16 protein-coding genes are annotated in these 22,876 nt (G+C 66.2%); 12 read left to right on the top strand and 4 right to left on the bottom strand.

From position 1 onward, the window contains the following. Positions 1–138 precede the first annotated feature (138 nt). The 5 genes from EP7_RS09040 (at position 139) to EP7_RS09020 (ending at position 7,796) form a co-directional block, all read left to right on the top strand. Positions 139–786 carry a cysteine hydrolase family protein gene (locus tag EP7_RS09040; RefSeq protein ID WP_463528387.1) on the top strand — a complete coding sequence of 216 codons (648 nt, stop codon included), beginning with the start codon at positions 139–141 and terminating at the stop codon, positions 784–786. Positions 787–892: 106 nt separating this feature from the next. Beyond that, a complete protein-coding gene (locus tag EP7_RS09035; protein WP_463527525.1) occupies positions 893–1,735 on the top strand; it encodes an alpha/beta fold hydrolase in 843 nt (280 codons plus the stop codon). Between the two features lie 325 nt (positions 1,736–2,060). After that, positions 2,061–3,029: an alpha/beta fold hydrolase gene (locus tag EP7_RS09030; RefSeq protein WP_463527524.1), complete on the top strand. Its 969-nt coding sequence runs from the start codon at positions 2,061–2,063 to the stop codon at positions 3,027–3,029. Between the two features lie 341 nt (positions 3,030–3,370). Next, entirely contained in the window at positions 3,371–6,373 is a 3,003-nt protein-coding gene (locus EP7_RS09025; protein ID WP_463527523.1) for a PSD1 and planctomycete cytochrome C domain-containing protein, read from the top strand. 13 nt (positions 6,374–6,386) lie between these two features. Beyond that, a complete protein-coding gene (locus EP7_RS09020) occupies positions 6,387–7,796 on the top strand; it encodes a DUF1501 domain-containing protein (protein ID WP_463527522.1) in 1,410 nt (469 codons plus the stop codon). Positions 7,797–7,801: 5 nt separating this feature from the next. Here the strand turns inward: EP7_RS09020 and EP7_RS09015 are convergent, their stop codons facing one another. Next, on the bottom strand, positions 7,802–9,046 hold the full coding sequence (locus EP7_RS09015; protein WP_463527521.1) for an anion transporter: 1,245 nt from the start codon (positions 9,044–9,046) through the stop codon (positions 7,802–7,804). A 176-nt stretch (positions 9,047–9,222) separates the two neighbouring features. Continuing rightward, complete coding sequence (locus EP7_RS09010; protein WP_463527520.1) at positions 9,223–11,733, bottom strand: hypothetical protein; 2,511 nt, start codon at positions 11,731–11,733, stop codon at positions 9,223–9,225. Positions 11,734–12,075: 342 nt separating this feature from the next. Between EP7_RS09010 and EP7_RS09005 the strand changes: the two genes are divergently transcribed. The 7 genes from EP7_RS09005 (at position 12,076) to EP7_RS08975 (ending at position 19,746) form a co-directional block, all read left to right on the top strand. After that, positions 12,076–12,402, top strand: a complete 327-nt coding sequence (locus EP7_RS09005) for an ArsR/SmtB family transcription factor (RefSeq protein ID WP_463527519.1) — start codon at positions 12,076–12,078, stop codon at positions 12,400–12,402. 79 nt (positions 12,403–12,481) lie between these two features. Next, complete coding sequence (arsM, locus tag EP7_RS09000; RefSeq protein ID WP_463527518.1) at positions 12,482–13,360, top strand: arsenite methyltransferase; 879 nt, start codon at positions 12,482–12,484, stop codon at positions 13,358–13,360. A gap of 283 nt (positions 13,361–13,643) precedes the next feature. Beyond that, the gene (locus EP7_RS08995) at positions 13,644–14,603 is read left to right on the top strand and encodes a low molecular weight phosphatase family protein (RefSeq protein WP_463527517.1); all 960 of its coding nucleotides are present in this window, start codon (positions 13,644–13,646) and stop codon (positions 14,601–14,603) included. Next, positions 14,600–15,697, top strand: a complete 1,098-nt coding sequence (gene arsB, locus EP7_RS08990; RefSeq protein ID WP_463527516.1) for an ACR3 family arsenite efflux transporter — start codon at positions 14,600–14,602, stop codon at positions 15,695–15,697. The genes EP7_RS08995 and arsB overlap by 4 nt, the downstream gene beginning before the upstream one ends. Positions 15,698–15,720: 23 nt before the next feature. Then, entirely contained in the window at positions 15,721–16,125 is a 405-nt protein-coding gene (locus tag EP7_RS08985; protein WP_463527515.1) for a hypothetical protein, read from the top strand. A gap of 124 nt (positions 16,126–16,249) precedes the next feature. Beyond that, positions 16,250–17,242, top strand: coding sequence for a lipase family protein (locus EP7_RS08980; protein ID WP_463527514.1), 993 nt, complete (start codon positions 16,250–16,252; stop codon positions 17,240–17,242). A 218-nt stretch (positions 17,243–17,460) separates the two neighbouring features. Continuing rightward, on the top strand, positions 17,461–19,746 hold the full coding sequence (locus EP7_RS08975) for a PQQ-dependent sugar dehydrogenase (protein WP_463527513.1): 2,286 nt from the start codon (positions 17,461–17,463) through the stop codon (positions 19,744–19,746). A gap of 81 nt (positions 19,747–19,827) precedes the next feature. Here the strand turns inward: EP7_RS08975 and EP7_RS08970 are convergent, their stop codons facing one another. Further along, a complete protein-coding gene (locus tag EP7_RS08970; RefSeq protein ID WP_463527512.1) occupies positions 19,828–21,072 on the bottom strand; it encodes a Bcr/CflA family multidrug efflux MFS transporter in 1,245 nt (414 codons plus the stop codon). A gap of 228 nt (positions 21,073–21,300) precedes the next feature. Further along, entirely contained in the window at positions 21,301–22,695 is a 1,395-nt protein-coding gene (locus EP7_RS08965; protein WP_463527511.1) for a hypothetical protein, read from the bottom strand. Between the last annotated feature and the right edge of the window lie 181 nt (positions 22,696–22,876).

Genomic DNA, 22,876 nt, shown 5'->3' with positions numbered 1-22,876 from the left:
GTCGCAGGCCGACCAGCGAGGGTTGGACAACTCCACGTGACCTCTCGCCCAAGCCGGAGTCGGCGAGAGCTGGTCGCTGAACGACAGTCGGCTCACCTCGAATTCCTTGGAGTCGATATCTAGATGAGAAAAATGACCATGGAATTCCACAAGAGTGACACCGCACTGGTCGTCATCGACCCGCAGAACGATGTCCTGAGCGAGGCCGGGGTCTCTTGGGGCCTGGTCGGCGACAGTGTCAAGGAGAACGACACCGTGGCGAACCTCGAACGGCTCTTCCGGGCCGCGAAACGCAGCGGGTTCGGGGTCTTCATCTCGCCCCACTATCTGTACCCCGCCGACCAGGCATGGCAGTTCGGCGGTGCCGTCGAGCGGATGATGCTCGATGGAAAGGAGTTCTATCGCCCCGGCCCGCTCGACGTTGGCGGGTTCGCCGGCTCCGGGGCCGACTGGCTCGAGTGTTACAAGCCCTATATCGAAGACGGCAAGACGGTGGTCGTCAGCCCTCACAAGGTGTGGGGCCCCCAGACCAACGACCTCGTCCTTCAACTTCGCAAGCGCCAGATCAGCAAGGTCATCTTGGCGGGGATGCTGGCGAACCTCTGCGTCGAGAGCCACCTGCGTGAACTGCTGGAACAGGGTTTCGAGGTCGCGGTGGTGAAGGACGCGACGGCCGGCCCCCGACACCCCGAGCTGGGCGACGGTTACCAGTCGGCGATCGTGAACTACGCCTACCTGGCGAATGTCGTCCTGTCTACGAGCGACGCCGTGAAGGCGATGGTTTAGTGGCGTTGTCGCTCGAGCGTTGAGTGAAACGGGAGGCCGGCTCCCCTGCATTGTTTATCCGGGGGAAACGCTACGATCTCGCCGCGAACGAGCTCGATACAAGGGGATGATCAAGATGCGATATGTCACCTCCGATCGCAAGAACGCTCAAGCCGTCGATCTCTACTACAAGGACTGGGGAACGGGCCAGCCCGTCGTCTTCAGCCACGGCTGGCCACTGAACTCCGATGCCTGGGAGGACCAGATGCTCTTCCTCGGCGCTCGCGGGTACCGCTGCATCGCCCACGACCGCCGGGGTCACGGGCGATCGGGCCAGCCCTGGGACGGCCACGACATGGACACCTATGCCGACGACCTCTCGGCGCTCGTCGAGGCGCTCGACTTGAAGGATGCGATCCACGTCGGGCACTCCACGGGCGGCGGCGAGGTCGCCCGCTACATCGGACGTCACGGCACGAGCCGCGTGGCAAAAGCCGTGCTGATCGGATCGGTCACGCCGCTGATGCTTCAGACATCCGCCAACCCAGGCGGCCTGCCGATCGATGCCTTTGACCAGATCCGAACCTCAGTCCTCGCCGATCGCTCTCAGTTCTTCAAAGATCTGAGCGCCCCCTTCTATGGGGCCAATCGGCCAGGCTCCGCGGTCTCTCAAGGTCTGCGCGACTCGTTCTGGCTCCAGGGGATGGCGGCCGGATTTAACGCGGCCTACGAGTGCATCAAGGCCTTCTCGGAGACGGATTTCACGGAGGATCTCCGCAAATTCGACGTGCCGACACTGATCCTGCACGGCGATGACGATCAGATCGTGCCGATCGGCGCATCGGCCATGGAGTCGTCCCGAATCATCAAAGGGGCGCACCTGAAGGTCTACAAAGGCGCGCCTCACGGCCTCTGCTCGACTAGGAAGGACGAGGTCAACGCGGATCTGCTCGCCTTCTTCAAGTCTTGAAGCGACTCCGTATTGTGCCGGCGTTTTCTCCCGGCCAATGTTGTCCGTCAACTGCACCAGCAAGTTCGTTCTGGAAGGATTCTCTGAGTCGTCGTCCGACCTCGCCTCTCAGCTTCGGCAAGAAGCCACGTCGCGAGACGTCGGAGCAGGTAGACGCGGATTTTATGAGACCGCGGTTTCTGCCGATTTCGTGGGCGTCATCGGCCGCGCTTGAGGTCGGCGATTCGGGCTTGGTGGTCGTTCTGGCACTGATTCACTATCTCGCAACAACATCCTCTTGCCGATGGATTTCGATCCTCGACACCCCATCCTCGGAGATACGACCATGGTCTTCGCGACGAAGTTCAAGCAAACCCTTCCCCTGCTCGCAGCCGTAGGGTGTGCACTCATCCTGTCAGGCCCAGCCCTTGCTCAACATTCGGTGGAAGTGCGCCACAAGACTGTGAAGGTCGGCGACCTGGAAATCTTCTACCGCGAGGCCGGCCCCAAAGACGCGCCCGCGGTGCTCCTGCTCCACGGCTTCCCGACCAGCTCTCAGATGTTCCGCAAGCTGATCCCCATGCTCGGTGACAAGTATCACGTCGTCGCGCCCGACTACCCCGGGTACGGCCACAGCTCGATGCCGACGCGGGACAAGTTCGCCTACACCTTCGAGAATCTGGCGAAGGTCGTCGACGGGTTCACCGAGGCGCTCGGGCTGTCGAAGTATGCCATCTACGTGCAGGATTACGGGGCCCCGGTCGGCTACCGCCTGGCGGTGGCCCACCCGGAACGGATTACCGCCATCGTGGTCCAGAACGGCAACGCCTACGACGAGGGCCTCGACAATGACTTCTGGAAACCGTTCAAGGCCTACTGGAAGGAGCCGAACGACAAAGCGAAACGTGACGCCTTGCGCTCGCTGATCACGTACGACGCGACCAGGTGGCAGTACACACACGGGGTGAAGGACCCCGAGCTCGTCAGCCCGGACGGGGCGGCCCACGATCAGTTCCTGCTGGACCGCAAGGGGAACGACGAGGTCCAGCTTGACCTTTTCCTCAGTTATGGCAGCAACCCGCCGCTGTACCCGAAGTGGCAGGCCTACTTCCGCGAGCACCAGCCGCCCATGCTGATCGCCTGGGGGAAGAACGACAAGATCTTCCCTGACGCAGGCGCCGAACCCTACAAGCGTGACCTGAAGTCCCTTGAATATCACTTGATCGACGCCGGGCACTTCGCCCTGGAGACGGACGGCAACACCATCGCCAAGCTGATGAGAGAGTTCCTCGACAAGCATGTTTCCAGGAAGTAGCATCCGGTCGTCGAGGCGTTCCCCGCCCGTACGGGGACGCCTGAATGGCTTCGAGGCTCTGGAGAATTCTCCCGCGCACAAGGGGCAATGGAGCCTACGAGATACGAAGACATCGCGCCGGATTTCTGCCGGGACGGTCGAGGCCCTGCAATCATGCCTGGACGCGATGCATTCCTGGGTAAGTTGGGAATTTCCTCGCGGGCCGACCCGATTCGGTGCATCCTTGTGTCAATGCGTAGAAGGCGACGGACTGTCGAAGCCATTCATTCCTCCGGCGGCGGGGACGACTCATGAGGTGGGTAGCAGCATGGCTCGTCGTGGTGGCAGGCGGAGCCGCCGCAATGGCCACGCCGGCGGACGGGCCCGGAGAGGCCTTCTTCGAGCGGGAGGTTCGGCCGATCCTGGTCGCGTCGTGTACCAAGTGCCACGGAGCGAAGAAGCAGGAGTCTGGGCTGAGGCTCGACGCCCGGTCGGCCCTGATCCGGGGCGGAGATAGCGGGCCGGCGGTGGTGCCCGGAGACCCTGCCAAGAGCTTGCTGATTCAGGCGGTCAATCATCAGGGCGACTTCGAGATGCCGCCCGATCGGAAACTCTCCGACGAGCAGATTGGCATCCTCAAGCTCTGGGTCGAGCGGGGCGCTCCCTGGCCTGGCGGCGAGACGCCCGTGGCCGTACGCTCCGGTGGGGTTACCGATGACGACCGCCGGTTCTGGTCGTTCTCGCCATTGACCGACCCGCCCGTCCCTACGACCGCCGACCGCGCCTGGCCAATCGCCGAGATCGATGCGTTCATCCTCGCCCGCCTGGAGGCCGAGGGCCTCAGACCGTCGCCCCCGGCCGACCGCCGGACCCTGATCCGGCGCGCCTCGTTCGACCTGATCGGCCTGCCGCCGACCCCCGCCGAGATCGCCGCCTTCACCGCCGACCCCTCGCCCGATGCGTTCGCGAAGGTCGTCGACCGCCTGCTTGCCAGCCCCCGCTATGGCGAGCGTTGGGGTCGGCACTGGCTCGACGTCGTCCGCTATGCTGACACCGCGGGTGAGACGGCCGACTTCCCCGTACGCGAAGCTCGCCTCTATCGCGACTACGTCATCGATGCCTTCAACCGCGACAAGCCTTACGACGAGTTCATCCGCGAGCAAGTCGCCGGTGACCTGCTCGCGGCGACTTTCCCGGATTCCAGGCACGCCGAGTTGGTGACGGCCACCGGATTCATCGCGACCTCGCGCCGGTTCGGGTTCGACCCTCAGAATTACCAGCATCTGACGATCCAGGACACGATCGACACACTGGGGCAGTCGGTACTCGGCCTCAGCATCGGCTGCGCACGCTGCCACGACCACAAATTCGACCCGGTCTCGGCGGCCGACTACTACGCACTCTTCGGGATCTTCGAGAGCACCCGCTACGCCTTCCCCGGCTCGGAAGAGAAGAACCGTCCGCGCGACCTGGTGCCGCTGGTGCCGCCCGCCGAGGCCGCCGTCAGGCAGAAGAACTACGACGAGGCCCTGGCCCGACTCAACGCCGAGGTCGAGGAAGTCGACGCTCGCAAGGCCTCGATCGGCCCCGAGATCCTCGCGGCCGTCGGGATCGATGGCTCGTTCGAGGCGCAAGGGATCGCGGCGGGGCCGGGCCTGCCCTGGAGTTCTCTGGAAGGGGCGAAGGTGAGTGCCGCGTCCCAGAGCCCCTATACCAACGTGTATGCCGCGGGGTCGCGGGGTGTCTCGCTCCCGAACAACGCCGCGAACAACGCGTTCGTCCAGACGCTGCCGGTCAACCGCACGCCCGCGACCCACGATCTTGTCCATTTCAATGTCGACTTCCGCCCCGTCTCGAGTGGCGAGGGCACGTACCGAATCTACCTCGGCCACGGGCCGGGCACCTCGGCCGCCATCGAGGTCGAGTTCAACGCGAGCCAGCTCATCCTGCGATCGGGCGACGCCCGCGAGCCGATCCGCGAGTTGAAGGAAGGTGTCTGGTACAACCTTCAGGTCATCGCCAACCTCGACACACGCACCTACTCCGGCACAGTCGGCCTGCCGGGTGACCTGACCCGATTCACCGGCAAGGCGTTCTCAACGGGCTGGGACGGGATTCTCGAGACGGCATTCGTCGACGGCTATGGCCAGATTCCCGGAGAAAAGCCGGCCAGCGATGTCGATAACCTCGCGATCGGTGACGCACTGTTCCCGACCCTCGATGCGACCTCGTCCGCGGGGGCATCCAACCAGTCCGGAGAAACCCGCGAGAAGGTCCGCGAGTTGAGGGTCACGCTCGACGCCCTCGACGCCCGCCGCGCCACCGCCGAGGGATCGCGCCGCGCCCTCCAGAAGATCGGGCCCTTCCCCGTGGCCTACGGAGTGGCCGAGGGCACCCCCCTCGACGCTCGCATCCAGAAACGTGGCGAGCCGACGACGCCTGGCGACGAGGTCCCGCGCCGGTTCTTGCAGATCCTCGGAGGCGATCGGGTGCCTCCCGGCTCGGGGAGCGGCCGGCTCGCCCTGGCCGGCTGGCTGACCCGGCCGTCCAACCCGCTGACCCCTCGCGTGATGGTCAACCGGGTCTGGCAGCACCACTTCGGCCGCGGCCTCGTGGCCACCGAGAATGATTTCGGCCGGCGAGGCCTCCCGCCCACGCATCCCGACTTGCTCGACCACCTCGCCCGTAAGTTCATCGACGGCGGCTGGTCGGTCAAATCGCTCCATCGCTCGATCATGCTCTCGAACGTCTACCAGACCTCCGGCTCGGGAGACTCCTCGACGGAGTTGCTGGCGCGGTTCCCCCGCCGCAGGCTCGACGCCGAGGAGATCCGCGACGCCATGCTCTTCACCGCCGGCACGCTCGACACTTCACCGGCCGGCCCCCACCCGTTCCCCCCCGTCGAGACCTGGAAGTTCACGCAGCACGGCCCCTTCTCCGCCGTGTATGAGTCGGATCGGCGGAGCGTCTATCTGATGACACAGCGCCTGAAGCGGCACCCGTATCTCGCCCTCTTCGACGGCCCGGACCCCAACTCGTCCACGGCGCATCGGTCGGCCACGACCGTCCCCACTCAGGCCCTCTTCTTCATGAACGACCCGTTCGTCCACGGGCAGGCCGATGCGCTCGCCCGTCGGCTGGAGACGGCCCAAACTGACGACCGGGCACGCCTCCGCCTTGCCTTCGAGACGACTCTCTCCCGGCCCCCGTCGGCCGAGGACGAGTCGGACGCCCTCGCCTTCCTCGTCGCCGAGCGAGAAGACCTCGAATCGTCGGGCGTCGCCCCGCGAGAGGCCGACTCGCTCGCCTGGTCGGCCCTCGCCCGCACGCTCTACTCCCGCAACGAATTCCTCTTCGTCGATTGATGGGATGCTCCCCATGTTCGAGCCCGATGACCGCACGATCTCACGCCGCGAGATGCTCGCCCGCGCCTCAGGGGGGTTTGGCGCGATCGCCCTGGCGGGCCTTCTCGCCGATCAGCAGGTCGCCGCCTCCGTGGGCGATCCGCTCGCCCCCCAGCGACCTCATCTCGTGCCCAAGGCCAAGCGTGTCATCTTCCTTTACATGACCGGCGGGGTTTCCCACGTCGACTCGTTCGACCCCAAGCCGCTGCTGATCGCGGGGCACGGAAAGTCGATCACGGTCGACAACTGGCAGGGCAAGACGGGGGCGTTTCAGCGATTCTTCAAGCGTCCCAACTGGGAGTTTCGCCCCGGCGGCCGGTGCGGCACCGAGATCAGCGACCTCTTCCCGCACGTTCGCGATCGCGCCGACGACCTCTGCGTGATCCGTTCGATGTCCTCGGACCACACGAACCATTATGAGGGGACGCTCGGCATGCATACCGGGTCGTTCACCTTCGCCAGGCCGAGCATTGGGGCCTGGGTCAGCTACGGCCTTGGCACCGAGAACCGCAACCTGCCGTCGTTCATGGTCATCGCCCCGGCTGCACCTTACGCGGGCGCCCAGACCTGGGCGTCGGACTTCCTCCCCGGCTGCCATCAGGGGACGCACGTCGTCCCCGGGCCTACGCCGATCCCCAATGTCCGACCGCGAATTACGCACGAGTCCCGCCAGAGACGCGAGCTCGACCTCATCGCTCTGGCCGACCGGCGGCATCTCTCCGAACGCGCCGCCGACCCCGCGCTGGAGGCCCGCATCCGTTCGTTCGAGACGGCCTTCGGGATGCAGAACGAGGCGCCCCACGCCTTCGACCTGTCCGAGGAGTCTGACGCTACCCTCGCCCTCTACGGCCTCGAACGCGGGCAGGCGACCGGGTTCGGCTGGCAGTGTCTCGTCGCGCGCCGTCTCGCCGAGCGCGGGGTGCGGTTCGTCGAGCTGATCGACACCGGCTCGTCGGGCAACTGGGACTCGCACGGCAACATGCAGGACCACGCAGGCCTGGCGAAGAAGGTCGACCGTCCGATCGCGGGCCTGCTCACCGACCTCAAGCAGCGCGGCCTGCTCGAAGACACCCTGGTCGTCTGGACCACCGAGTTCGGCCGCACACCGTATCACGAGCAGGCCGGCCACGCAGGCCGCGAGCACCACCACCAGGCCTTCTCGTCATGGATGGCCGGCGGCGGAGTGAAAGGCGGGATCGTCCACGGCGCGACCGACGACTACGGCGTGGCGGTCGCCCAGGATCGGGTCCATGTCCACGACTTCCACGCCACGATCCTCCACCTGCTCGGCCTCGACCACGAACGTCTCACCTTCCGCCACGTCGGCCGAGACTACCGCCTCACCGACGTCAGCGGAGAGGTCGTGCAGAGGATCATCACCTGATCCTCTCAGTAAAAAGTCAGGGCCAGCCAGGCGACTCCGACCAGGGTCGTCAAGATCGTCAGAGGGACGCCGACCTTCAGATACTCGACGAAGCCGAGCGTCGTCCCCTCGCGTCGGGCACTCTCGACGACGATCAGATTGGCCACCGAGCCGAGCACCGTCAGATTCCCCGCGAGCGTGCTCGACATCGCCAGGGCCAGCCACGCCTGTTCCCGCTGAGACTCGGCCATCGCCGCCATCAAGGGCTTGAACAGCAGGACCGCCGGGACGTTCGAGACGAGGTTTGACAGGACCATCGAGAGGCCGCTGACCATCACGACGGGCGAGTCCAGGAGCGCGTGCCAGCGGTCGATCTCCCAGGTCCGGACCACCGTCGCCTCGAAGGCATGCACCACCACGAACAGGCCTGAGAACATGACCAGGAGCGGCCAGTCGACCGATCCGTAGACCTTCTCCGGGCGCACCCGGTCGAGCATCAGGACGGCCGCCGCCGACAGGGCCACCAGGGCGATCGGGGCCCCCGCGAAGAAGAAGGCCACCGTCAACAAGGTCACCGCGACGCTCTTGAATAGCAGGCCGCGGTGGACTCGTGGGGCAGTCCGGTCTTCATCTGGCGTCGCCACCGGCTCGTTTAGCGCCCTGCGATAAACAAACGCGACGACGGCGTAGTTGATCAATAGTCCCACGGCAGCCACCGGGGCAAGCCTCGCGGAAAATCGTAGATAGGAAATATGCGAGAGCGAGCCGATGATGATGTTCTGCGGGTTCCCCGTGATCGTCGCGACCGAGCCGACGTTCGAGGCCGTCGCCAGCCCCACGAGATAAGGGAGCGGCGGGCGGCGCAGGCGACGGGTCAGGCCGAGCACCAGGGGCGTCAACGCGACGCAGACCACATCGTTCACCAGGAAGGCCGACAGGATGCCCGACATCCCGATCGTCACCGCCAGGAGCGGCCGGGGAGAGGCGAACCTCGCGGCGATCTGCTCGGTGGCCAGGGCGAAGAAGCCTGCCAGGCGGAGATAGGCCACAACGACCATCATCCCGAAGAGAAGGATCAGCGTCTCGTAGTCGACCGCCGTCGCCGCCTCGTGCAGGTCAAGCGCGCCGAAGCCGAGCATCGCCGAGGCGCCAACCAACGCGATCCCCGATCGATCAATCCGAAGGCCGGGGACCTTCCCAATCGCCAGCGCCAGATAGGTCAGGCCGAAGATGGTCGAGACAAGGGGGACTGGGGGCAGATGCGTGGTCACGTTCGTTGAGTCCACAAGGTCTGACGATTCAGGCCGTCGGCGAGAGGTCTGGAGCAAGTCACACACCCGCCTCGCACAAAACGCGCCGAGGATCAGCCGGACCATGCAAGGGGGCGCACGCCGCTCGGGTCATGACCCGAGCGGCGTGCGCCCTGAGATCTCCTCTGCGGCATTCGTCAGGCGAAGGTCACGTCCGAGATCGTGATCGGCCCCGACGGCCGGTCCTGCACGCTGATCGAGAGGATATTGTCGATGACCCTCACCTTCCCGTGCACCTTGACGCACTGCCACTGAAGGAACGTATGGTTAGCCCCGCCCGCGGAGAGCTGCCCGCCGGCCATGATGCCGCTATTCGTGGCTTCATTCCTGACGGAGCGGTTCTGTGGGAGGGCGCGTCCCAGGTTCACGTGACGCGACGACACGCGCTGGAAGACGTCGGGCGGCGACACGATGAGCTGGTTCTGCTGCCTCGACAGGTTACCTTCGAGGGCGCCGCTATTGAAAGTGACGTTCGAGATCGTGATCGGCCCCGCGACGTCGCCATCGGGTAGGTCCGACGAGGCGTCCACCGCCAGCGTATTGTGGACGACCTCGACCGATCCGTCCACGCTGACGTTCCGCCACTGGAGCCCGTCGTCGCCGAATCCCCCGTCGCTGAACTGGGCATGGCTGAGGATCCCGCTGTTGTCCGCCGAGTTCAGCAGCGTGGCATCCCGGGGATCATCGCCCACCGTGACGATGGGCTGGAGGGCCGCGGCCTTCAAGGGGCCGAGGGGCGGGACGAGGTACGGGAACCGGATGTTCTTCAGCGTGATCGGACCGGTGTCGACCCCCACTCCGGTGATCTTGATGATGTTGTGGACGACGACCAGCCCGCGACGGTGCTCGATCCCGTTCCACTGGAGGAAGATGTCGGTCCCGCTCGCCGCGGCGAGCTGCTGGTCGGTCAGCCACCGACTGTTCGGCGGGTTGAGCACCTTGGCGCCGGGGACGGGCGCACGGCTCTCCGTCGTCACCGAGCCCGGCGAGATGACCGCGTACGGCAGCACCGCGAGGTGACGGGCGACCCTGCGCGAGATGGCCGGGCCATACGAGACATCGGAGACCGAGATGCCCTCGAGCTGCGACCCCTCGGGGTGCACCGAGAGCGAGTTATGCACGACCCGGACATTGCCGCTGACCCCGACGTGCTGCCACTGCATCCCCAGGTCGCCGAACCCACCCGAGCTGAACTGGCCGCCCGCGATGAGCCCGCTGTTGCTCGCCGAATTGACGAGCGGATAATTCCCGGGATACGGGAGTGTCACGGTGCCGGCGCCATCGAACGGCGTCGGGAAGAATGGGCTGAGAGGTCCGGTCGGTTTGGGCAGCGTTGTCGTCAGCGGTGCGCCGTCGCTCTCGACGACCGCAGGATTGGCCGGCAGCGTGCGGAATTTCGCGCGGACCGGCTTGGTCCCGACTTCGGGAACCGTCGGGAAAGTCACCCCCCTGACCGTGATCAGGCCCTGCCCTTTGTTCTCGGGCTGCACGGTCAGCGAGTTGTGGACGGCCGTCACGCTCCCGCCGACCCTGACCTTCTTCCACTGGAGCCCGACGTCGCCGAACCCGCCGTCATTGAATTGCGCCCCGATGATCTGCCCGCTGTTGGTCGCCGAATTCGTGTAGGTCGTCAGGTAAGGGGACTCAGCGGCGGTAGCGGAGGCCGAGAGATCGCTCGATTGGGCGACCGGTTTGCTGACCGCCGTGGTCGCGTCAGTCTTCAACGCCGCGACCTTGGCGCGCCGGCCGAAGACCCGATCAGCGACGGTGATTGGCCCGTTATTGTCGAGTTGCGGTTTGATGAAGAGGGTGTTGGTTGAGGTCCCCACGCCGCCACCGACGGCCACATCCGACCATTGCAGGCCGATGTCGCCGAACCCGCCGTCATTGACTTGCGATCTGCGGATGCGGCCGATGTTCTTGGTCTTGTCGATCACGGTCTTGCCCGGGTACGAGAGCCCGGGCGCGGCGCTCGCGACGATGGCCGCGGAGTTGGAGGCTTCGGGATTGAGGACCACCGCACCGGGCTGGATGATCTGGTCGTCGATCCCGATGTCGACCGAGCCGCGGACGCGGGCGTCGAGCCACTGGAACCCGACACGCCCTTCGCGAACGAGAACCGTCCCGTCCGGGTTGAAGATGACAGTGCCGAAGCCGCCGTCGCTGAATTGCGAGTTGGAGATCAGGCCGCGGTTGACCAGCGCCGGGAGCGTGGCGTTGGACGGTGTCTCGGCTGCGATCGAGAGGCCTGACGCATCGACGGCCCCTGCCCCGGAGCCCTCATCGTCGTACCCGTGGACCGTCAGCCCGCCGCCGAGGTAGATCCGATCGAGCTGAAGCCCGATCGTGAGGAATCCGCCGGCGTTGAACTGACTACCCTCGATAAGGCCCGAATTGATCGGCGGGGTGGCGGCGACCCGGTTCATGTCATCCGACGGGGCCGCGGTCACGACATCGATGCTGAACGGGCCCCGCAGCTTCACGTCTTGGAGCTGCGTCCCGACGGTCGTCTTGAATCCATTCGGCTGGAACTGGCTGAAGAGGATCTCCCCCAGATTGCCGGGAATCTGCGGCGCGGCGAGCAGCCAGCGCGACTCGAGCGTTTCCAATGCCTGTGGCAGCGCCCGCATGCGATTCCTGCGAATCATCGTCGACCTCGTGTCATTGGGAGAGGCAATGCTCGCTGCGACGCCGGGGCAACCCCGATCCATCTCGCTAACTGGTTTAATATGGAAGACGTTCGGGCGGGACGAGGTGCGGAGACGCCAAGGAACGTTCGCGTTGTAGGGAGTTGGATAGGTTGCATCGATTGGTTGGGCCCGACCTCGCCCGGGCCCGAGGGGGCGACCCTGAAAACTGGCGCTGCGGGTAGATCGTCCGCCGTCCGGATTCTGGCGGCCGGTTTGAAAGCCGACCGGGCTTGCTTCTCGACCCGAGCGGCTCTATATTCGTTTATGCGGATAAATGAGGCGACCACCGATCCTCTGGCTTTGCCCACGGACCTCCTGAAGGCGTTCGCCGACCCGGTGCGCCTCCGCTTGGTGCACCTCCTGGCCGGCAGGGACGAGGTCTGTGTCTGCCACCTGCACGAGGCGCTGGGCCTGCCGCAGCCGACAGTCTCGCGCCACCTGGCCTACTTGCGGAAGCGGGAGATCGTCGCGACCCGCAAGGAAGGGCTCTGGGTCTACTACCGGCTGGCAAAGCCGACAAGCGACCTGCACCGGATGCTCATCGCCTGCGTCGGCCCCTGTCTCGCGGGCCTCGACATTCTCAAGGACGACCGCGGGCGGCTCGACCGGCTGACCTCATGCTGCTGAGACGACGACCGCGTCCTCCTTTTTTTGCACTCCTGTATTCGCCTGGCCCCATATTGACCATTGAAAGACGGAGGGACCGATGCCGAAGTCGATCGAGGAGGTCGTGAGGGAGAAGTACGGGACGGTCGCGGCCAGCTCGCTGTCGAGCGAGCACGCGGGCGTCCGGGGCGTGGCCGAGGCGTTCGGCTACTCGGCCGCGGAGCTGTCGAGCATCCCGGCCGAGGCCAACATGGGGCTCTCCTGCGGGAACCCGACGGCCACGGCCAACCTGCGGCCCGGCGAGGTGGTCGTGGACCTTGGCTGCGGCGGCGGGCTCGATGTCTTCCTGGCGGCGAAGAAGGTCGGGCCCACCGGCAAGGCCATCGGCATCGACATGACGCCTGAGATGCTCGATCGGGCCAGGTCGAATGCCGAGCGGCAGGGATACGAGAACGTCGAATTCCACGAGTCGACCATCGACAGGCTCCCCCTGGCTGACTCGTCGGTCGACTGCGTCATCTCCAACTGCGTCATCAACCTCGCCCCCGACAAGGCCGCCGTCTTCCGCGAGATCGCCCGCGTGCTGAAGCCAGGTGGGAGGGTCGCGGTCTCCGACATCGCACTCAAGAAGCCGCTGCCGCCGGAGATCGCCGAGGATCTCTACGCTTACATCGGCTGCATCGCCGGAGCCGTCCCCATCGCTGAGTACGTCGAGGGCCTGAAGGCCGCCGGGTTCGCCTCGGTGGAGGTTGTGGACACCGCGATGGACCTGAACGCCTACGGCGCGGTGGAAGGCCAGGTGGCCTGCTGCCCTCCGCCTGAAACCCCGGCCACATCCAGGGGCCTCACCGTGGTCGGCGGCGCATGCTCGCCGGACGCGAGGGCTAACGAGGTGCACGGCGGCTTCGTCGAGTTGCTCAAACGCTTCAACATTAACGAATACGCCGCGAGCGTCCGCGTGTTCGCCCTCAAGCCCTGATCTCCGCGACGGGTGTGACCGACGATTGATGTTCTCTTAGAACCGCACTGACGGCTGAGAAATAAATGGTAGGGGGCATCCTTTCGGATGGCTCCATCCCCCTCTTTGCTGCGGTCCAGGACTTGGAGAAGCATCCGCATCGTCCTACGTCAGCCATCGTTATTTTCGGCGACTGGCAGACCAAAGTCATCCCCAATCCCCAAATAGGACCGATTCGTTGGAGCGAAGGTCCTCCCCATCAAACGCCGATCACACGCTGCACCCCATCCAGGATCACCGCCCGATGCCCATGCTCCTCCTCGTCGCCTGCCTCGGCCAGGCCGCACCATCCGCCCCGGATCCCGGCCCGCTCGTCCGCGCTCTCTGGCTCGTGCAGCGGCACGGGACGGCCGAGGCGAAGGATCCGACGAACGATCAACGAATCAAAGGAGTCCTGGCGAAGGCACTCGCCAAGGACGGACTGATAACGCGTCCCGAACTGGGAAATTTCATGGAATCCGAGACGTTCAATACGCTTGCAGGGGCCGATGCGAAGCTCGATTCCTCGGAGATCGCCCGTGCCGTGGGTGAGGCGACGCCCGAGAGCCGCGAGCGGATGTTGCCGGCCCTGAGGGAGCATGCCGACTACCTGGCGACAACCTTCGACCTGATCGATGAGCCGCATCGCGAGGCCGGTGCCAAGCTCGCATCCTGGATCGCGGCGAACTATCGGCCGGGAACTCCGCTGCAAGTCACGGTCGTCTGCACGGGCAATTCCAGGCGCAGCATCCTGGGCTCGTCGATGGGCAACCTGGCGGCCAGCTATTACGGCATGCCCGAGATCCGTTTCCACAGCGGCGGCACCGCCCCGACGGCCTTCAACCCGCGCACCGCGAAGGCCCTGGAAGCGATCGGCTTCGAGGTCGAGTCGACCGGCCAGGAGGCCACGCGCGGCGAGCCCGGCACGGCCAACTCGATTTACAGGGTGCGCTGGGGCGACGGGCTGGAAGCGACCGAGTTCTCGAAACATTATGGCGACGCATCGAACCCGCAATCGGGCTTCGCGGCATTGATGGTCTGTGGCGAGGCCGACGAGAGCTGCCCGACGGTCAGGGGGGCCGCCCTGCGCGTGTCGATGCCCTATCTCGACCCGAAGATCTACGACGGCGGGGCCTACGAGGCCATCAAATATGCCGAGCGTCGCGACGACATCGGCCGCCTGATGATGTCGGCGATGGTCCAGGCCCGGGGTGCTTCGCGATGAGTCAAGCCACACCCACCTGCCGCCCGAGGTCTCCCGGTCGGCTGTCGTTCCTTGATCGTTACCTGACGCTCTGGATCTTCTCGGCCATGCTCGGGGGCGTCGCGCTCGGTCACTTCGCCCCGTCTGCCACTCGGGTCATCACGGGCTTTTCGGCCGGCACGACCTCCATCCCGATCGCGGCCGGCCTGATCTTGATGATGTACCCGCCCCTGGCGAAGGTGAAATATGAGCACCTCGGTCGCGTGTTCCGCGACACCCGGATTCTGGGCCTCTCACTGGTGCAGAACTGGGTGATCGGGCCTCTGCTGATGTTCGGTCTGGCCCTCGCGTTCCTGTCGGACAGGCCCGAATATGCGATCGGGCTGATCATGATCGGGCTGGCCCGTTGCATCGCCATGGTGATCGTCTGGAACGACCTGGCGGGCGGCGACCCGGAGTACGCGGCGGGCCTGGTTGCGTTCAACTCGGTGTTCCAGGTGCTCTTCTATCCCGTCTACGCCTGGCTGTTTCTCAAGGTGCTGCCGCCGCTGGTGGGGGTCAACTTCGGCGACGTCGACCTGTCGGGGATCACGGTGGGGTCGATTGCCCTGAGCGTCGCGATCTACCTGGGCATCCCGTTCCTGGCCGGGATGATCACACGACTGGTGCTGGTCAAGGCCCGAGGGCGTGGCTGGTACGACGCCCGATTCATCCCGGCGATCAGCCCGATCACCCTGATCGCCTTGTTGTTCACGATCGTGCTCATGTTCTCATTGCAAGGGGGGAACATTGTTCGGGTCCCCCTGGACGTCCTTCGCATCGCCCTGCCCCTCTTCGTCTACTTCATCGCGATGTTCCTGGTCTCGTTCTGGATGGGGCGTAAGCTGGGGGCCGACTTCTCGAAGACGGCGACGCTGTCATTCACCGCGGCCTCGAACAACTTCGAACTGGCCATCGCGGTGGCGGTCGCCGTCTTCGGGATCAACTCGGGTGCGGCGTTCGCGGCGGTGGTTGGGCCACTTGTCGAGGTGCCCGTCCTCATCGGACTGGTCGGCGTCGCACGGGTCTTCCAGCGGCGTTACTTCGAGCCGACCGCGGGGCCGGTTCCCACCTGATCTCGCGGTCCCGGAGATCTGGCGTGACACTGCTCGAAGCCACTCGCATCGTCTCCTTCGGCCTGGTCGTCCTGATCTGGCTGGTCCAGCTCGTGATCTACCCGGCGTTCGGGGAAATCGAGCGTGATCGCTTCCTCCGCTGGCATGCGGGGTATACCCGATCGGTGACCTGGGTGGTGGCCCCCCTGATGTTCGGCCAGGTCTTCCTGCTGGGGTGGCTCCTCGTCGTCCGACCGTCACCGCCTGCGATTGTGGCCGCGGCCCTGGTGGCGATCGCCTGGGTTTCGACCTTCGCCCTGGCGGTGCCGGCCCACGGAAGGCTCGGAGCCACCGGTCAGGACGAGACTGAGATCCGGCGGCTCATCGCGAACAACTGGATCAGGACCGTTTCCTGGACCCTGGCGTTCGCCGCGTTGCTATTCGCCTGACCGGGCATGCTCAACCTGGAACTTCAAGGATGGCGGCCCCGGCCAGACAGGGTGTATCGTGGAGGCTCGGCCAGGAGCGGTCGATCGACGCGGGCTCGCGGGAGTTGGACTTCAAGGAGGCCTCATGGCGGCCCTTACGGCATCCCTGCTGGGGATCTGCCTCGTGGTTGGAGGCTCGACCGACGAGCCAATCGTCACGGCGGCCGACTTCGGCGGTTGGTTCGAGGCAGCCTCGCGGGGCAAGCTTCGCGTGCCCGAGTCCGCCATCCGGAAGGCGGTCAGCCTGCGGTACGTCTTCGTCGGCGGGCTAGGCTCCGAGCGGATGCCCGCCTATTTCGCCCAGAATGCCGCCGAGTTGCGTGCGCTGGGGGTGCCGAAGCCGGCGATCCACTTCATCCACCCGAGTTCGCGTAGGACGGTCGAGGAGAACCTCGACGAGGTACGCGACGAATTCAGGCGGGTTGCCGGGCTGGGCGACGAACGACTGGTCGTCATTGCCCACAGTCGGGGGGCCTGCGACGCGCTGGCGTTCGCCCTGCATCATCCCGAGTTCGTCGACGAGCATGTCGAGGCCATGTTCCTGATCCAGGGCCCGTTCGGGGGCACCGCGCTTGCCGACTACGTCGTGGGAGACGCGGAGCCGATGGACGACCGGATGTCGGCCGGCTATCGCTGGCTGGGCACCTTGATCGGCCGCCGCGAGGCGGGCCTTCTCAAGGATGGGCGTCATGCCGGCATGGCCGGCCTGACCCGGGAGGACTCGCGTGCCTACTGGCGGGTCGAGATGGAGGACCGCTGCGAGGCTGCGCGGCTGATCGGGCCGAAGGTCTTCTTCGTCGAGACGGAGTCTCATCCCGCCCGGCTCAGGCTCTTCCAGCGGACGATGGGGACGTACCTCGGCACCTATTACGGACCCAACGACGGGCTGGTGGCCGTGGACGATCAGTCGCTTCCAGGCCTGGGGACGAGCCTGGGCGTGCTGGACGCCGGCCATGCCGACCTGACGCGGCGGTTTCCCGCGACCCGCACGCGCCGGAAGTCTCGGCGGGCGATCATCGGCGCCGTCGTCATGGTCCTCGGCCGGATGGACTCGCCCGTCGCCGCAGACTCCCCTTGATCCGATCGGCCTCGGGCGTGGGGTTCTATGTTCGCCTCGTACGTGCGGGTGAAAGTCCGCCGGCGGGGGCCGAATTGCGGCCCCTTGGCGTTGCATCCCGGCTGGTTTACACTCGATCTCGCCCATCATTCCGCCCAGGGCGTTCGCCCCCCTCTTCGCGACCCTCACCAGGGTCGGCCTGCGTCCTCACCAATCTGGTCCGTTGAGAGGCAACGCCTATGCGTTCGTTGCGCGTTCTAATCCCGGTCTATTTTCTCCTCGGCGCCGCGGCCATGGCCGAAGAGAAGCCGTTTGGCCTGAATCAACGCCTCCCCTGGAACGACTCGCGCGTCGTCGGCTCGCCCGATCCGCTCTCTCCCTACAAGGTCGAGCGGGCGTTCCCGAAGCTGAACATCAAGCAGCCGCTCGTCTTGCTGCCCGAGCCGGGCACGAAGCGGCTCTTCATCCTCCAGCATCTCGGCGGCTGGGGGGGACCGAGCCGGATCCTGGCCATCCCCGATGACCAGGCGGCCAGCGAGCCCGAGCAACTGCTCGAGGTCGAGCCGCTCGTCTATGGCATGGTCTTGCACCCGAACTATGAGAAGAACGGCTATATTTACCTCGGCATGAACGGGCAGGCGGACAAGGGCGAGGGCAAGGCCTCGAAGGTCGTCCGCTACACCGTCGGGCCGCAGCCCGGCGGCAAGATCGACCCGGCCTCCCGGCTCCTGATCGTCGAGTGGCCCTCCAACGGTCACGACGGCATCGACGTCGCCTTCGACAACGAGGGCTACCTCTACGCCTCCGCCGGCGACGGCTCGTCGGACTCCGACGCCAACCTGACCGGCCAGACCCTCGACGACCTGCTCGCCTGCATCATCAGGATCGACGTCGACCACCCCACCGAGGGCCGCGCTTACGGCATTCCCAAGGACAACCCCTTCGTCGATCGCCCGGGCGCACGGCCCGAGGTCTGGGCCTACGGGATTCGCAACCCCTGGCGGATGAGCTACGACCGCGAGTCGCAGCAGCTCTGGGCGGGCAACAACGGGCAGGACCTCTGGGAGCAGGTCTACCTGGTCAAGAAGGGGGGCAACTACGGCTGGAGCATCGTCGAGGGGAGCCACCCCTTCCACGTCACCCGCAAGGCCGGGGCCGACCCCATCCTGGGGCCCGCCGCCGAGCATTCCCACAGCGAGTTCCGATCGCTCACCGGCGGCCGAGTCTACCGCGGCAAACGCCTGCCCGAACTCGTTGGCGCCTATGTCTACGGAGACTGGTCGACCGGCCGCGTCTGGGGGATCAAGCACGACGGCACCAAGGCGATCTGGAACCGCGAACTGGTCGACACCCCATTCAACATCACCGGATTCGGCACCGACCACGACAATGAGCTCTACGTCATCGACCAGGTCACGGGGTTCTATCGCCTGCAACCCACGACCGAGGCCGACAAGCCGACCCAGCCCTTCCCGACCAAGCTGAGCGAGACCGGCCTCTTCGCCTCGGTTCCCGACCTCACCCCGCACACGGCCGCGCTCCCCTACGAGGTGGTCGCTCCGCAGTGGGCCGACGGCGCCTCGATGACCCGGTTCATCGCCCTGACCGGCATGGAAAAGGTCCAGCAGCAGCCGCAGCTCAACGCCGGCGGCGCCTGGTCGTTCCCCAACGGCTCGGTCACGGTCCAGACCCTCAGCCTGGACCTGGCCGACGACGCCGGCAAGGCCTCGCGCAAGCGGATCGAGACTCGCCTGATGGTCCGACTCCAGGGGCAATGGACCGGCTATTCCTACCGCTGGAATCCCGAGCAGACCGACGCCGAGCTCGTCCCGTCGGCGGGCACCGCCGATGCCTTCGAGGTGGTCGACTCGACCAAGCCGGAAGGCCGCCGCGAGCAGATCTGGCGGTTCCCCTCCCGCACCGAGTGCCTCGTCTGCCATTCCAGGGCGCTGGGATTCGTCCTCGGCTTCAGCCCGATGCAGCTGGATCGCGATCGTAACTTCGGAGCCGCGACCGACAACCAGCTCAGGACCTTCGAGCACATCAACGTCTTCGAGGGCACACTCCCCGAGCTCCGCGACGACCGCCCTCGGATGGTCGACCCGTACGACACCAAGGCCCCGCTGGCCTCTCGCGCCAGGTCATATCTTGACGTCAATTGCGCCACCTGCCACGTCAAGGAGGGGGGCGGCAACTCCTTGATGCAGCTCGGCTTCAGGATGCCTCTGGGCGGGATGAGCCTTATCGACCAGGTCCCCTCCCACGACAAGTTCAACCTGCCCGACGCTCGTCTCATCGCCCCTGGGGCACCCGAGCGATCGGTGCTGCTCCATCGGATCTCGCAGCGAGGCTCCGCCCAGATGCCCCCGCTCGTCTCCACCGAGGTCGACCACGCCGCCGTGGACCTCATCACCGACTGGATCCGCCGCATGCCGCCCGACGGCGGAGTGAGCAAGGAGCCAGCCAGGCAGGGACGTCGCGGCAATCGAGGCGCCGCGGGGAAGATTTCCCGGAAAGCTGACTGACCGCTTCCCGCTGACTCGGCTTAAAACACGAACGCACGCCGGGGCGCCACGGGGCCCCGGCGTGCGTTTCGTCATTCGAATTCAGGCGGTCGCGGGCGAGGCGGCGATTTCGACTTGCTTCTCGGCGGTGAGGGTAACGATCAGCGAGATCGTGGCGCAACCGGCCATGGTCAGGGCCATCGGGCGGGCCGTCCCGTCGTGGAAGAACCCGACGAGGGCGCCCGCGGCGGCCCCCACGGCAAACTGGAGCATGCCCAGCAGGGCCGAGGCGACGCCGGCGTGGTCGGGGAACGGCGCCATCACCGCGGCGGTCGCGTTGGGAAGGATCAGGCCGACTGTTGCCAGGCAGAGGAAGATCGCCCCGAAGAATGCGGGCAGGCCCCCCACGCCCGTCCAGGCGAGCACCGGCAGCAGCAATGCCGCACCCGCGTTGACCAGCGACGCGGCACGCAGGATCACGTGAGTGTCATAACGCCGCGTCAGCCCACGGTTAAGTTGCGCCGCGCCGATCAGGCCGATCGCGTTGCCGGCGAAGAGCAGGCTGAACGACGTCGGGGTCAGCTTGTAGAGCTGCATGAACACGAACGGGGCCGACGCGACGTAGGCGAAAATGAGGCCCAGCGCCAGGCTCACCGGCGCGGCGTGGCCCACGAATCGACGGTCAACGATCATCTCGGAATAGCGGCGGAAGACCGACCCGATCGCGTCACGGCTCCGGCGCTCAGGCGGCAGCGTCTCGGGCATGTCCACCGCCACGGCAACCCCGCAGACGCAGGCGAACCCCGCCAGGGCGAAGAAGATCGACCCCCAGCCGCCAAACTGCATCAGCCAGCCGCCAACCGTGGGCGACAGGATCGGCGCGATGCCGATGACCAGCATCAGCATCGAGTAGACCCGCGCCGAGTCGGCCTCCTCGAACGAGTCGCGCACGACCGCCCGCGCGACGACCATCCCCGTGGCGCCCGCCAGCCCCATGATGAACCGGGCCAGGATGAGGCCCTCGATCGACCGCGTGAACGCGCAGGCCAGCGATGCGACGGCGAACGCGGCCGAGCCATAAAGCAGCGGAGTGCGCCGGCCGATCCGGTCGGAGATTGGCCCGCAGACGATCTGGCCGATCGCCAGCCCGGCCAGGAATAGCGAGAGCGTCAGCTGCATCGCCCCCCCGCCGGCGTTCATGTCCCGCTCGATCTGCGGGAACGCGGGCAGGTACATGTCGATGCCCAGCGGCCCGAAGGCGTCGAGCAGTCCGAGAAGGAGGATGAAACGCAGACCGGGAACGGCCTTGGCGCCACGGCTGAGCGTCGCCTGTTCGTCGAGCGGCATCGGGTAGGGTCTCGGGGGCGGAGGCCGTGGGAGGGGGCCGGCGGGGTTTGATTTGGCTGGTTCGGTGAGATTCTACCGGCCAGGGCAAATCCGAAGTCGCGCCGGGACCATGGGTCTGCCCCCACCCCCCTTTCTCTTCCCTTCCTCATCGATTCCACCTCGACAGGTCATAGCCTACCGTCAACCTGCCGGCAGTTCCGTAGATCGGCGACGCCGGGTGGCGGCCGTTCAACGGCCTCTGGATCCTTGATTCGTCTTCTCCCAGAACTGGCGGATCGATGTGGCGAGGGCCGTCCGTTCGGCGTGCCCGGCGTTCCACAGAGGGGTGGATCTTCCCGCATCGAAATCGCTCGTCTTGAGGATCGCGGTCAGGGCGGAGTGGGCGACCTGGAAAACCGGATAGACGACGGTCGACAGGAATTTGCCCCCCGGGCTGTACGACCTCGTCATCCGGTCGTCGGACTCGAGGACCTTGAGCAGCGGGGCCACGGCCGGCCCCCCCTCGGCGATCAGCGCGGCCACAAGGGGAGAGTCCTCGAGCCTGGTGGCGCCCCCAGCAGGGTGCCACGGCACGTTGATCTGGTCGAGGTCGCTGATCATGGCAGTGATGCGAGCGGCCTGGTTTTCCCTCCTCTCGAGGATCGGGATCCGGGGGGGGAGGGCGACCCGACGCCGCTGGTCACGCAGCAGGTCGTCGAGCTGGCCGAGGAATTGGAACCGCGGATCGGTTGGCCCGAGGGGTTTGCCTCGCCAGTCGACCCGTGGGACACTCATCGCGTCGGCCCGCGCGGTCGCAAGGTCGCGAAATCTCGCCAGTTTGCGGACCAGATCCAGGGCGGTCACGTCGTCTCCCTGTGAGTGTGCCTGGGCCGAGATTCTGAAGGCATTGGCCGCCCAGCAAGAGGCCTGCCAGAATTCGCCGACCCCGTAGTCCGCCCGGTCGCCGGCCGCGTCCCCGGGCCTCCAGGTCGTGCCGGCGGCCAGGAGGGCCTCGGCCAGGTCGGACCGGCCCAGCCTGAGCAGCATGCAGAGCTTGATCGGCGAGGAGTCGTCGACGCCGGAGTAGGAATAAGAGGCTCCCTCCTCCGTAGGCAGGGACCAGCCCGGCCGTTCCGGCAACCACGGCGGCCTGCGGCTCTCGGGCCCCTTCTTCCTCATGGTCAGGGATTCGGCCAGCGCCCTGATGTCGGCATCGAGGTCGATCGGAGGGCCGACGCTCACGGCGCGATGGACCAGGCCGTCCCAGCCGACGAAGAAATGCCCGGGGAGGTCGACGCGCTCGGGTAGGACAAATCCCCGGGCCGTCGCGATAAGGCCCCTCTCGACCTGGTCCCGCGAGATCCCGACCTGGCGGTATTCGCACCCCCGGGGGTCGGAGACGCCCTCCTCGAAGAGATGGGCCGTCGCGTCCAGCAGGAACTCCGGCAATTTCGTCGCGGGCGCGGCCCAAGGCCGATGTTGACCCGGAGGCTCGGCCACCCCCTCCTTCACGCGACGGAGAGTTTGCTCTTCGCCGGCCGCGGTGGCCGCGACCAAAGCGAAGACCAGGATCGCGAGCCTCGATGGGTCCCCGATCTGCCCGCCGTACGGGCTTAGGACACTTCCTGGCGATGTGAGGCCCATCGGATCTCCTCCGCGCGGTGTCGACCAATCACCGAACTTTCGACGTCTGCGCCCGACCGAGAGTTCCGCTGACGAAGCGATCGAGTCAGCCTGATCTCTCGGAAAGCGAGCGAGGCTCACAAAGAAGACGCCGGAGTCCACTGCAAGGGATAAAAAGGGGACATTCCAATCGTGTTCGGCA

Source organism: Isosphaeraceae bacterium EP7 (genome assembly GCA_038400315.1).
Taxonomy (GTDB): Bacteria; Planctomycetota; Planctomycetia; order Isosphaerales; family Isosphaeraceae; genus EP7.
Note: the sequence above shows the minus strand (reverse complement) of the source record. Positions and strands in the feature narration are given on the sequence as shown.